Below are 12,780 nucleotides of genomic sequence, written 5' to 3'. Positions count from 1 at the left end.
TGAAATTACAGTTTTTCCCTATATTTGCAAACAAGATCCCAAATAAGACTGCACAAAGATAACAATTAATGATCAATAAGAAGATTTATTAATAAGTTTTAACAGCGTTTCCTCTGTATTTTACATTAAAATATATTTGTGCAATCGTTATCTCGGCTGTTATTTAAGCTTAGCCAGCGCCTCCTTTATACGCCTCATAGCCTCACAAATATTCTCGTCGCTTGTGGCATAGCTCATTCTGAAACAAGCAGGATCGCCGAAAGCATCGCCTGCCACTGTAGCTACGTGAGCCACTTCAAGCAGATACATCGCAAGGTCTGTAGAAGTATTTATGACATGCCCTTCATAGCTCTTGCCGAAGAAATTACTGCACTTCGGGAACAGGTAGAAAGCTCCTTCGGGAACATTAACCTCAAGGCCCGGAATCTCCTTTGCAAGTTTTACTATAAGGTCACGACGGCGATGGAATGCCTGTCTCATTGTCTCGACACACTCCTGCGAAGCAGTGTATGCCTCAACTGCAGCCTTCTGGCTAACTGAGCAAGGACCGCTGGTATACTGTCCCTGAAGCTTGTTGCAGCCTTTCACGATCCATTCGGGAGCAGCAATATATCCGATACGCCATCCGGTCATTGCATAAGCCTTTGACACACCATTTACGATAATTGTCCTCTCCTTCATTCCGGGAACAAGCGCTATACTGTTATGCTTGCCAATATAGTTGATATGCTCATAAATCTCGTCGGCAATGACATACAGGTCTTCATGTCTTTTTATGACCTCAGCCAGTCCTTCGAGCTCTTCCTTTGAATAGACGCTTCCAGTAGGATTACTCGGAGAGCACAATATCAGCATTTTAGTTTTAGGTGTAATAGCCGCCTCAAGCTGCTGCGGAGTCATCTTGAAGTTCTGCTCGAACCCTGCCTCTACAATTACAGGCTCTCCTCCTGCCAGTTTAACCATCTGCGGATAACTAACCCAATATGGTGCCGGTATGATAACTTCGTCACCTTCATTAACGAGTGCCATCACAGCGTTGCAAACGCTCTGCTTTGCGCCGTTAGACACCAATACTTCATTGACTGTATATGTTAAGCCGTTCTCATTCTTAAGCTTTGCAACAATAGCCTCTCTCAAATCCATGTATCCCGGAACAGGTGAATATCTTGAGAAGTTGTTGTCAACAGCCTTCTTGGCAGCGTCCTTAATGTGGTCTGGCGTGTTAAAGTCTGGTTCACCCACGCTCATATTAATAACGTCAATACCTTGTGCTTTCATCTCGCCACTTTTCTGTGACATGGCGAGAGTGGCTGAAGGTGCCAAGCGATTAAGACGGTCTGATAATTGTGCCATTGTCATATATTAAATTTATGCTCCTGCAAATTTAAGCAATTTATTCGTTCTATAAAAATAAATGATGTTATATTTTTATTCCAATTATTAAAATGATTTTTTTACAAATGTTTTTTTTACAATTACAAATGTAAAGTATGCCCCATGCGGTCTTTTTTTGTCTTCAAGTACTTATAATCGTACTCGTTAGGCGTTATTTCGATTGGAACATTTTCAACAATTTCAAGGCCGTAAGCCTCAAGGCCTACACGCTTTGTAGGATTGTTGGTGATAAGTCGCATCTTGTGCACGCCGAGCTTGCGCAGCATCTGCGCGCCGCAGCCGTAGTCGCGCTCATCGGGCTTGAATCCGAGATGTATGTTTGCATCAACGGTATCAAGGCCTTCTTCCTGCAGCTTATAGGCCTCAATCTTGTTCATAAGTCCTATGCCGCGTCCTTCCTGCTGCATATATATCAGCACGCCCTTGCCTTCTTTCTCTATCATCTGCATTGCCTTGTGCAGCTGCTGGCCGCAATCGCAGCGCATGCTTCCGAATACATCTCCGGTGGCGCATGAAGAATGAACACGCACGAGCACAGGCTCGTCTTCTTTCCACTCACCCTTTATCAGGGCCATGTGCTCGAGTCCGCTGCTGGTCTGACGGAACGGAACAAGCTTGAAATGTCCGTATTCAGTCGGCATATCCACCATAGTGCCTACGCTTATCAGCGACTCTCGCTGCAGTCTGTATGCAATGAGGTCCTTAATTGTTATGACTTTAAGATTATATTTTGCTGCGAACTCCACGAGTTGCGGAAGACGTGCCATCGTACCGTCGTCGTTCATTATCTCCATCAGCGCACCTGCCGGATAAAGGCCAGAGAGCTTGCAGAGGTCTATTGTTGCCTCCGTGTGTCCGCTTCTTCTGAGCACGCCGTTGTCCTGTGCGTAAAGGGGATTTACGTGGCCAGGGCGTCCGAATGTCCTTGGCGTAGCCTCCGGATCGGCAAGAGCCTTAATTGTCTCGGCCCTGTCGTGAGCCGACACGCCGGTAGAGCAGCCTTCGAGCTTATCCACTGTAACAGTGAAAGGAGTGCCCAACACAGAAGTGTTTTCTACAACCTGACGCGGAAGGTCAAGCTCATCGCATCTGCTTATCGTTATCGGCGCACAGAGCACGCCACGAGCATGCTTCAGCATGAAATTAACCTTCTCTGCTGTAATTTTTTCAGCGGCAATAATAAGATCGCCCTCATTTTCGCGGTCTTCATCGTCTACGACAATTACAAACTCGCCTCTCTTGAAGTCCTCAAGAGCTTCTTCGATTGTATTAATTTTTAAATTTTCCATAAACAGCGTTTACCTTATTATATATATCAGGCCTTTGACGTGCCTGAGCTATTTAACTCTTCTATACGTGCTATCACGGCATCATTGGTCTGTCTGATGACCTTCAGGTCGCGCATGAGCCGCAGGCGGAAGCGCCACATGCGCAAATAGAGGAACAGGCCCACCGGAACGATGATTGCCGCAACCACATTCATCCATTTGCGGTCGAACGGGCGCGTATGTGCCTTTACTGCCATGAAAGGATAGGCGTTAAGACATGAAAGTATCACCTTGTCCTTCGTGTTCGACAAATCCTCGATGACAGTCTCTATCTTCTCGTTGATTTCCTCGATTGTATGGTCAGGCCTGTACTTGAAGAACACCTTAATTATATTAGGCGCAAGCCAAAGATTGTGTTCGCGGGCATAGTCGCCAATCTCACGGTTCACTTCGGTCAGAGTTGCCGAGTCGGCCGCATAGTCGGGATCGGTTATTATAACCTCCTTCTTGAACACGGCACGCTTTATCCTGAGTCCGAATATCTTCATGAAGAAGTTGCGGTAGAGATCGAGATTGAACACGACAGAGTCGTTGTTGGCCTTGTATGTGAAGAATATTGCGAGCGGCGTAAGCACAGCCGTAGCGATGCTCTTACCGAACCATATTGCCCACATACCGCCTCGCGACATGCGGTAGCCCGTATTCTCGAAAATGTAATACACGATGAACACCAGCACGGAGATAATCACCGGAACGCCAAGTCCGCCCTTACGGATGATGGCGCCCAGGGGCGCACCGATAAAGAAGAATATCAGGCACGAAAGCGACAAAGTAAACTTGTTGATGGCCTCTATCTTGTGCTGTCGTATAAGTTTGTCGCCGTCTGCCGTTATCATGCCCTTAAAGTCGAGGTCGTTCATTTCGCGCTGCACCTTGCTGAGGGCCGCATCAACAGCCTCAAGCTTTCTGTCGGCAGAAAGTCTCGAGTAGACAGAGTCGAAGCTGTAAGTCTTTGTCCCGGCCATCTTGACGGCTCTCAGAGAGTCTTTCTTTGACACAGCCACGGGAGAATAATACGACATCTTGGCATCTTTGTAGAACACACGGCCAACGCTGTCGTACACGTGGTTAAGCGAATCGACGTCGCGGTTGATCTGTCCGATGCTCTTTCCGCGTGCGTTGTTCGAGAGCGCGCTTGCGTCGGCAACGTTAAAGTCGGCATCGAAATCGAGCACTATTCTCTTCTTGACAAAGGTCTCGCGGCGATAAGGCACGCTTACGCCTGCCGAAAACTCCTGCGACTTCATGTTCTCAAACCATTCGCCGCTGTGCAGCGTAAGCACAAGATGCTTTTTCTCTGCCGTAGACTGCAGCATGCCCGAGTCGGCCAGAATTATGGCGGCATCGTCATAGCTGTCGGTCATCTTATAAATCATCACACCGTAGAGCATGCCTGTCTTTATGTCTTTTTTCTGCACATAAAGGTTACACTGCGGAATGCCGTCATAGAATATGCCCTCGGGAATCTCCAGTTCGGGACTCTTCTGCTTCATGGAAAGGAGCAGCCTCGAGAACGACATGTTGGCGCTCGGAGCCACTACGTCCTGAAAATAGAAAGAGCCCAAGGCTATGAATATGACGATGACCACAAGCGAGCGGAACGCCTGCATAAGCGATATGCCCGCAGCCTTGATGGCCGTAAGCTCGCTGCTCTCGCCCAAGTTACCGAAGGCGATAAGCGACGAAAGCAGGATGGCCAGCGGAAGCGCCTGCGGCACGAGCATAAGACTCATATACCAGAAGAACTGGGCCAGCACGTCCATGGTCAGACCCTTACCGATGAGCTGGTCGACATAGCGCCAAAGAAACTGCATCATCAGCACGAACTGACATATAAAGAACGTTCCGACAAAGAGGAGTCCGAACTGTTTTGCGATAAATTTATCTAATTTTTTGACTCTAAGAATCATTTTTATGCTAATTCTGACATTTATACAGCAGATTTACCAGCTTGCAAAATTAGCACAAAAATATCACAAACCACAACGTTTTGCGTTTTTTATTTAATAAAAGATGTATAAGGCACCGCCATCCTGCCACGCCGCAACGCAAAGCAGTCAACAGCACAAGGCACGGCACCGCGCCCTAAAAGCGCATGCAAACGGCATGCCAAAGCCACGGACACCGGCACGAAACAATATGCCGGCGAGAGCCGCGAAGCCGCACAACGCGGGATGACGGACACGCAAAAAACAAAGGCTACGAAGCTTCTAAAGCCCCGTAGCCCGTCTAAGCGCACTGAGATTTGCCTGCCAGATATCCACCACGGTATCCTTTTCGCCCTCGGGGGCAAAGTCGGTTATCATCAGGACAAAATCACCCGTTACGTCACTTTTGTTCATTTTCAGTTCCCAATACGTGTCCTTATACTCCTCGCCGCACCATCTGAAGCGTATATAGTCGAACTTTTTCTTGTCTATCACAGCCGAAGTTCTTATCTCATGGTCGCTCCACACGTTACCCCATGTGAAGGTAAACAAATCGCCATTAAGCCTTACTTCATCCGAAAGCCATTTGGCCAATCCTTCAGGCGTGCTCAGCATCGACCATATAAATCCGGCCGACTTAGAGCGCAGCTCATGTTCAATGTTTACTTTGTTTTTCTCCATAGTTTAAAGGCATTTCATTGGTTATTTGCCACAAATTTACGCCTTTTGCATAAGATTTTGATAAAAAGTTGAAATATTTTTTGGTGTTTAAAGAAATTGTATTACCTTTGCAACCGCAAAGAAAAATGATGGCGGGGTAGCTCAGCTGGTTAGAGCGTCGGATTCATAATCCGGAGGTCGTGGGTTCGGGTCCCACCCCCGCTACAACAAGAGCCGCAACAGACGTTGCGGCTCTTTTATTTTACATTCTCTTAAGCCAATTTAAGCCCCAACCCTCCCCACACGCACCAACAAAAAAAAGACCGGCAACCGGTTGACGCATGAACGGACAAAGCCTGCACGTAAAACAAGTTGCCGCTCACACAAAAGAAACCCCGAAGCAGACAAAGCACAAAATAAATAACAAAACAAGACGACCACAACAGACAATAAAATCAAGCAGTAACAGATAAACCACTATCAGACAAGCCACAGCAGCACACGACACATTGACAGAATAAGCCGCAAAACGCTTGCTTTTTGATTTGCAATAACACTTCAGAACTCAGCTTTTCAGAAACAGACACGCATACGGCTTAAAATAACGCGCAAATCGTGTGCAATCATAAAACACTGTAATACCGGACGATACGAAGGGCACAGACAAAATGTGCAATAAAAATCACTGGAAAGCAGTACGAAAAGCCACGTTTCAAGCAGCAAAAGCCGGTCAATACGGACGCGAAAGCTTGCCTTTTACATAGCGAAAGGCATCAAACGGAAATGTGAAACCTATGCTTTTGCATTGTTTCGTAAAGAAAATTCCGAACAAGCCGCAAAACAACGGCTGCACAAATTCTATTTCGAGCAGAAACGCGTACAAAATCATAATGACACATTGCACCATAAAACAGCCATAATGCTTACACCCTACGACACAGAACCTGACCGCAGGCAGACAACAGCCGGAACAGAAACAAGCATCAAAGCATACGGACGGAAGACTGCCAAATCACTTGGTATCAGGTCATAAGATGCACAGCAACGTGCCATAACATACACGCAAAACACGATACAGACATGACGCAGCATACCACAAAAAGACAAGTCCGGCGCAGCCAAAGCCGGAAAGGCCCGGCAAAACCCGGCGAAACACATTTCAAACGCCAAAACACCATGCACTGCCCGCATTTATTGTCCTAAATCAAAACATTTATAATTTTTGGTTGAAATATATTGTAAAATCAACGTTTTTTAGTAACTTTGCACTCTAAAAAACAGATAATTTTTAAAGACATGGCTGAAACAAAAAGAATCAAGACCGCACTCGTGTCCGTGTTTCACAAAGACGGACTCGACGAGCTGCTGGCTAAGCTGAACGAAGAAGGAGTAAAGTTTTTATCTACAGGCGGCACACAGAAGTTTATCGAGTCGCTCGGATATGAATGCCAGGCCGTAGAGAGCGTAACGACATATCCCTCTATCCTGGGAGGACGCGTGAAGACTCTTCACCCCAAAGTATTCGGAGGCATCCTCGGCCGCCGCGACAACGAAGGCGACCAGGAGCAGATGAAGCAGTATGAAATACCTGAAATCGACCTGGTTATCGTAGACCTCTATCCTTTCGAGCAGACCGTTGCAAGCGGAGCTTCTGAGGCCGACATAATCGAAAAGATAGACATTGGCGGAATATCTCTGATACGCGCCGGAGCAAAGAACTTCAAAGACGTGGTGATCGTGCCCAGCAAGGCTGAATACGGCGTGCTGCTCGACATCCTCAACAAGAAGGGCGCACAGACCGACATCGAAGACCGCCGCATGCTGGCTACACGCGCCTTCGGCGTAAGCAGCCACTACGACACCGCCATTCACGAATGGTTTGAAAAATAAGACACAGACAAGACAATCCGCTCGACGTCTTTCGCCCTGCAGGGCGAAAGACGTAAGACTTCAAGAAGAGACAATAAAATTATATTTATAGCTATAAACTTTATCAAGTAATGGGATTTTTTTCTTTTATCCAGGAGATCGCAATGGATCTCGGCACGGCCAACACCATCATTATCAGTGATGACAAGATTGTTGTTGACGAGCCGTCTGTAGTAGCGCTCGACCGCCGCACAGACAAAATGATAGCCGTAGGCGAAAAGGCTAAGATGATGTATGAGAAGACTCATGACAACATCCGCACGATACGCCCGCTGCGCGACGGCGTCATAGCCGACTTCACTGCCTGTGAGCAGATGATGCGCGGACTTATCAAGATGGTACACACCGGAAGACGTTTCTTCTCGCCTTCACTCCGCATGGTGATAGGCGTGCCGTCTGGTTCTACCGAAGTTGAGCTGCGCGCCGTGCGCGACTCTGCCGAGCATGCCGACGGACGCGACGTCTACCTCATATTCGAGCCTATGGCTGCTGCCATCGGCATCGGCATCGACGTTGAAGCTCCCGAAGGTAACATGATTGTCGACATCGGCGGCGGAAGCACCGAGATTGCCGTAATTTCTCTCGGAGGCATCGTGTCGAACAACTCTATCCGCACTGCCGGCGACGACCTCACTGCCGAAATTCAGGAGTACATGAGCCGCCAGCACAATGTCAAGGTCAGCGAACGTATGGCCGAGCGCATCAAGATACACGTAGGATCGGCACTGACAGACCTTGGAGAAGAAGCTCCCGAAGACTATGTAGTACACGGACCTAACAAGATTACGGCCCTGCCTATGGAGGTGCCCGTATGCTATCAGGAGATAGCACACTGTCTTGACCGCACCATCGCCAAGATAGAGAACGCCGTGCTCTCTGCTCTCGAGAAGACTCCGCCTGAGCTTTATGCCGACATCGTAAAGAACGGTATCTACCTCACCGGAGGAGGCGCACTGCTCAGAGGTCTCGACAAACGTCTCACCGACAAGATTAACATCCAGTTCCACGTGGCCGACGATCCTTTGCACAGCGTAGCAAAAGGAGCGGGTATTGCATTGAAGAACGTTGACCGCTTCTCGTTCTTGATGAGATAAGCCATGCGCAACCTACTGGAATTTCTTGCGAAATATAACCACTGGTTTCTCTTTGTCATACTTGAAGTTATCAGCCTGACGCTGCTGTTCAGATTCAACAGCTATCAGGGCAGCGTGTTCTTCTCGTCGGCCAATGCCGTAACCGGAAAGGTATACGAATGGGACGCTGCAGTGAAGACATTCTTCAACCTGACAAAGATAAACCAGCAACTCAATACGCGCAACCTTTATCTCGAGCAGACAGTAAGGAAGCTGTCTGAACAGATAAAGAGCAACACGGGCGACTCTACACGCCTTCAGCGCGCACAGATGGAGATACTGAAAGACTACAAGCTCATACCGGCAAAGGTTATAACCAACTCTATCGACAAGAGAGACAACTTTATAACCCTTGACAAAGGCTCGGCCGACGGCGTGCGCAAGGACATGGGCGTGGCCTGTGGAAACGGCGTCGTGGGCGTAGTTTACATGGTGTCAGAGCATTATTCTGTGGTCATACCGGTGCTCAACTCCAAGTCGAACATCAGCGTCACCATCAAGAAGCGCGGCTATTACGGATATCTGCACTGGACAGGCGGTGCGGCAGAGCTGGCCTATGTAGACGACATCCCGCGCCACGCACACTTCCGTCTCGGCGACCTTGTTGAGACGAGCGGCTACTCTTCGATATTCCCTCCGGGCATTATCGTAGGACAGATACTGCACGTATACAACTCGCACGACGGACTCTCTTACAGAATACAGGTGCGTCTTACAACTGATTTCGGCAACATCCGCGACGTATGCATCATTGACAATTCGGCAATGGAGGAGCGCATCAACCTGCTCCGCTCGGCTGAAGACTCATTAAAAATAAAGCAGAACTAAGGATAACGACAACAGAATGAACATAGAAATAATAAAACAGTTTCTCACATTCATCATCCTATGTCTGGCACAGGCCCTGGTGCTCAACCACATCAACTTGTTCGGTTGCGCCACGCCGCTGCTGTATGTATATTTCATACTGCTGTTCAGACACGACTATCCCCGATGGGGCACACTGCTTTGGAGCTTCTTCACAGGTCTCTGCATCGACATTTTCTCCAACACTCCGGGCGTGGCGGCAACGTCGACCACACTGCTCGGCCTGATGCAGCCATACGTCCTCAATCTGTTCATACAGCGTGACTCGCCTGAAGACCTCAAGCCTACGATAAGATCGCTGGGCATGGCAAAATTTATCTACTACACGATAATATGCGTTTTCGCTTACAATATCATATTCTTCACCATTGAGTCGTTCAACTTCTTCAACTGGCTGCAATGGCTCAAAAACATCGGTGGAAGCACCGTGCTCACCGTAATCCTGATAATTGTAATCGAAAACGTCAGAAAAAGATAATGTTCTAAAAGCAGGAAAGGCCGGATTATGGACAAGGAATACGGACTTGAATACAGACGTTATGTCATTGCGGGAGTGGCTATATTCATAGTCACCGTCTACATCATACGCCTTTTCACGCTGCAGATAATGAGCGACGACTACAAGAAAAACGCCGACAGCAACGCTTTCCTCAAGAAAGTTGAGTTTCCGGCGCGTGGCGTCATATCCGACAGAAACGGCAAACTGCTCGTATACAACCAGAATGCCTACGACATAATGGTGGTGATGAACGAGGAGAAAGGAAGACTCGACACCACCGAATTCTGCAATTCTCTTGGCATAACAAAAGAGTTTTTCATCAAGAGAATGGAGGAGATAAAAGACCGCAACAAGAATCCCGGCTACTCACGCTTCACGCAGCAGCTCTTCATGAGCCAGCTGTCAGAAAAAGAGTTCAGCGTATTCCAGGAAAAGATTTACCGTTTTCCGGGCTTCTACGTACAGCGCCGAAGCGTAAGACAATACACCATGCCGTATGCCGCACACGTACTTGGCGACGTGGCTGAAGTGTCGGCAGCCGACATAGAGGAAGATTCCTACTATCAGCCCGGCGACTACATAGGCAAGATGGGCGTGGAGAAGTCATACGAAAAGCAGCTGCGCGGCGAGAAGGGCGTGCAGATAATGCTGCGCGACGCCCACGGCCGGATACAGGGCAGCTACATGAACGGAAAGTTCGACCGCAGGCCTGTGCCGGGCAAAGACCTCACTCTGAGCCTCGACATAAAGCTGCAGGCACTGGGCGAGAGGCTCCTTGAGGGAAAGATAGGCAGCATCGTGGCCATCGAGCCGTCCACCGGCGAGGTGCTGTGCATGGTATCATCGCCTACATACGACCCGAGGACGGTAACTGGACGCAAGCGCGGAAAGATGCACGCCATGCTCTCACGCAACCCGTGGAAGCCGCTGCTCAACCGCTCAATCATGGGTATGTATCCTCCGGGCTCAACATTCAAGACCACACAAGGCCTCACCTTCCTTACAGAAGGCATAATCGGCCCGGGAACATCGTTCCCCTGTCACCACGGATTCTACTGCCGCGGACTACACGTAGGATGCCACGGCCACGCCTCACCTATAAGCCTAGTACCCGCAATAGGAACATCCTGCAACGGCTACTTCTGCTGGGGACTCTACTATATGCTCGGCAACAGGAAGAAATACAAGAATGTACAGGAAGGCATGAACACATGGCGCGACTACATGGTGAGCATGGGATTCGGCTACAAACTGGGCATCGACCTGTCCGGAGAGAAACGAGGCCTGATACCAAACGCACAATATTACGACAAGGCATACAGGGGTTCATGGAATGCCCTGACCGTAATCAGCATCGCCATAGGACAGGGCGAGGTGCTGCTTACGCCGCTGCAGATAGCCAACCTCGGGGCAACGATAGCCAACCGCGGATACTTCTACACACCGCACGTGGTGAAGAAGGTGAAAGGCGAACAGCTCGAAGCCAAGTTCAGAGAGAAACATTACACAAAAGCCAGCCGCAGGGCATACGAATATATCGTGGCAGGCATGAGGCGTGCAGTAACCGGAGGAACCTGCCGCGCCGCCGACAGGGCCGACTATGAGGTGTGCGGAAAGACCGGTACGGCACAGAACCACGGACAAGACCACTCTATATTCATGGGCTTCGCGCCGATGAACAATCCTAAGATAGCCATCGCCGTGTATGTTGAAAACGGCGGATTCGGCGCCGACTATGGTGTGCCTATCGGCGCACTTATGATGGAACAGTATATCAAAGGCAAGCTCTCGCCCGAATCAGAGAAGAGGGCGACCGACTTCCAGCGCAGACGTATAAGTTATGGGGCAGCAAACAGATAAACAACCAAGCGTACTTCGTTCGCTCGACTGGTGGACGATAGGCATATATTTGGCTCTGCTGGCATTCGGCTGGCTGAGCGTGTGCGGTGCAAGCTATACCTACGGCGACACCGACATATTCAGTCTGAGCACACGCTCGGGCATGCAGATAGTGTGGATAGGCACGTCTATCTGCCTCGGCTTCGTGCTGCTGATGCTCGACGACCGCTTCTACGACACGTTCGCCTATATCATATACGCCATACTGCTGTTGCTGCTGTTTGCAACGATATTCAACCCCCACGAGATAAAAGGCTCGCGCTCATGGCTCGTGCTTGGCCCGCTGCGACTGCAGCCTGCCGAGTTTGCCAAGTTTGCCACAGCCCTTGCCGTGTCGAAACTGATGAGCACCTACGGCTTCAACATGCACAGATGGAAAGACATGGCGGCCGCCTTCGCGGTGGTATTGCTGCCGATGCTCTTCATCGTGGCACAGAAAGAAACAGGCTCGGCACTGGTCTACATATCCTTCTTCCTCATGTTCTACCGCGAAGGAATGACCGGCAGCGTGCTGTTCACGGGCGTTGCAATGGTTATCTATTTCGTTGTGGGCATACGTTACGAGGAAGCTCTGATGTTCGACACTACGACATCAATAGGCAAGTTTGCCGTATTGCTGCTCGTACAGATATTCACGTCGGGCATGGTCTACGTCTACTGCAAGGACAAGCAGCAGGCCCTGACCATACTTGTCTACTCTGTAGGCATAACTCTCCTTGCACTTCTTTTCGCCGTGTTCGTCATCCCGTTCGACATCGTATGGGTGCAGCTGGCTGTCAGCGCAGGTCTTGTGGGATATCTGGTCTACCTTTGGATGAACAGGCGCATAAAGCACTATCTTTACATCCTGCTGTTCACAATCGGCTCAATAGCCTTCTTCTATTCGGCCGACTATGTGCTCAACAATATCATGGAGCCCCACCAGAGGGTGCGTATCAACGTTCTGCTTGGCCTCGACGAAGACCTTGCCGGAGCGGGATACAACGTCCACCAGAGCGAGATAGCCATAGGCTCGGGCGGACTTAAAGGCAAAGGATTTCTGAACGGCACACAGACCAAGCTGAAATTCGTGCCCGAACAGGACACCGACTTCATCTTCTGCACCGTGGGAGAAGAAGAAGGCTTCCTCGGTTCAGCAGGCG

The 12,780-nt window shown here is 49.4% G+C and carries 10 protein-coding genes and 1 tRNA gene; 7 read left to right on the top strand and 4 right to left on the bottom strand.

Annotation, left to right across the window (positions count from 1 at the left end):
* Positions 1-159: 159 nt before the first annotated feature.
* The 4 genes from QVO66_RS09445 to QVO66_RS09430 all read right to left on the bottom strand — a co-directional run bounded on the left by QVO66_RS09445 (position 160) and on the right by QVO66_RS09430 (position 5,332).
* Positions 160-1,353 carry a pyridoxal phosphate-dependent aminotransferase gene (locus QVO66_RS09445; protein WP_021855241.1) on the bottom strand — a complete coding sequence of 398 codons (1,194 nt, stop codon included), beginning with the start codon at positions 1,351-1,353 and terminating at the stop codon, positions 160-162.
* A 122-nt stretch (positions 1,354-1,475) separates the two neighbouring features.
* Positions 1,476-2,684 carry a bifunctional 3,4-dihydroxy-2-butanone-4-phosphate synthase/GTP cyclohydrolase II gene (locus QVO66_RS09440; protein WP_021855240.1) on the bottom strand — a complete coding sequence of 403 codons (1,209 nt, stop codon included), beginning with the start codon at positions 2,682-2,684 and terminating at the stop codon, positions 1,476-1,478.
* Between the two features lie 26 nt (positions 2,685-2,710).
* Positions 2,711-4,630 (bottom strand): LptF/LptG family permease, encoded by a 1,920-nt coding sequence (locus tag QVO66_RS09435; protein ID WP_082335109.1) that lies wholly within the window; start codon positions 4,628-4,630, stop codon positions 2,711-2,713.
* 303 nt (positions 4,631-4,933) lie between these two features.
* Positions 4,934-5,332 carry an START-like domain-containing protein gene (locus tag QVO66_RS09430; protein ID WP_021855238.1) on the bottom strand — a complete coding sequence of 133 codons (399 nt, stop codon included), beginning with the start codon at positions 5,330-5,332 and terminating at the stop codon, positions 4,934-4,936.
* A gap of 130 nt (positions 5,333-5,462) precedes the next feature.
* On the opposite strand from QVO66_RS09430, the gene QVO66_RS09425 reads away from it, so the two are divergent.
* The 7 genes from QVO66_RS09425 to rodA all read left to right on the top strand — a co-directional run.
* Positions 5,463-5,536, top strand: a tRNA-Met gene (locus QVO66_RS09425).
* 1,071 nt (positions 5,537-6,607) lie between these two features.
* Positions 6,608-7,201 carry an IMP cyclohydrolase gene (locus tag QVO66_RS09420; RefSeq protein ID WP_021855236.1) on the top strand — a complete coding sequence of 198 codons (594 nt, stop codon included), beginning with the start codon at positions 6,608-6,610 and terminating at the stop codon, positions 7,199-7,201.
* A gap of 110 nt (positions 7,202-7,311) precedes the next feature.
* A complete protein-coding gene (locus QVO66_RS09415) occupies positions 7,312-8,334 on the top strand; it encodes a rod shape-determining protein (RefSeq protein ID WP_021855235.1) in 1,023 nt (340 codons plus the stop codon).
* A 3-nt stretch (positions 8,335-8,337) separates the two neighbouring features.
* Positions 8,338-9,201: a rod shape-determining protein MreC gene (mreC, locus tag QVO66_RS09410; RefSeq protein ID WP_021855234.1), complete on the top strand. Its 864-nt coding sequence runs from the start codon at positions 8,338-8,340 to the stop codon at positions 9,199-9,201.
* A 16-nt stretch (positions 9,202-9,217) separates the two neighbouring features.
* Positions 9,218-9,718 carry a rod shape-determining protein MreD gene (gene mreD / locus QVO66_RS09405; protein WP_021855233.1) on the top strand — a complete coding sequence of 167 codons (501 nt, stop codon included), beginning with the start codon at positions 9,218-9,220 and terminating at the stop codon, positions 9,716-9,718.
* 27 nt (positions 9,719-9,745) lie between these two features.
* Positions 9,746-11,599 (top strand): penicillin-binding protein 2, encoded by a 1,854-nt coding sequence (mrdA, locus tag QVO66_RS09400; protein WP_021855232.1) that lies wholly within the window; start codon positions 9,746-9,748, stop codon positions 11,597-11,599.
* Positions 11,580-12,780, top strand: a 1,201-nt coding sequence (gene rodA / locus QVO66_RS09395; protein WP_288172781.1) for a rod shape-determining protein RodA, incomplete at its 3' end; no start/stop codon positions are given. The genes mrdA and rodA, both read left to right, overlap by 20 nt.

Origin of the sequence: Prevotella sp. CAG:255, from assembly GCF_000431195.1 — a bacterium.
Classification (GTDB): Bacteria; Bacteroidota; Bacteroidia; order Bacteroidales; family Bacteroidaceae; genus Prevotella; species Prevotella rara.
This window is presented reverse-complemented; position numbering and strand designations above follow the sequence as displayed.

What these genes read in the sequence shown, in the direction of transcription:
- QVO66_RS09445 (WP_021855241.1), bottom strand. Translation starts at nt 1,353, where the DNA reads ATGGCACAATTATCAGACCGTCTTAATCGCTTGGCACCTTCAGCCACT.
- QVO66_RS09430 (WP_021855238.1), bottom strand. Translation starts at nt 5,332, where the DNA reads ATGGAGAAAAACAAAGTAAACATTGAACATGAGCTGCGCTCTAAGTCG.
- QVO66_RS09440 (WP_021855240.1), bottom strand. Translation starts at nt 2,684, where the DNA reads ATGGAAAATTTAAAAATTAATACAATCGAAGAAGCTCTTGAGGACTTC.
- mreD (WP_021855233.1), top strand. Translation starts at nt 9,218, where the DNA reads ATGAACATAGAAATAATAAAACAGTTTCTCACATTCATCATCCTATGT.
- mreC (WP_021855234.1), top strand. Translation starts at nt 8,338, where the DNA reads ATGCGCAACCTACTGGAATTTCTTGCGAAATATAACCACTGGTTTCTC.
- QVO66_RS09415 (WP_021855235.1), top strand. Translation starts at nt 7,312, where the DNA reads ATGGGATTTTTTTCTTTTATCCAGGAGATCGCAATGGATCTCGGCACG.
- mrdA (WP_021855232.1), top strand. Translation starts at nt 9,746, where the DNA reads ATGGACAAGGAATACGGACTTGAATACAGACGTTATGTCATTGCGGGA.
- QVO66_RS09420 (WP_021855236.1), top strand. Translation starts at nt 6,608, where the DNA reads ATGGCTGAAACAAAAAGAATCAAGACCGCACTCGTGTCCGTGTTTCAC.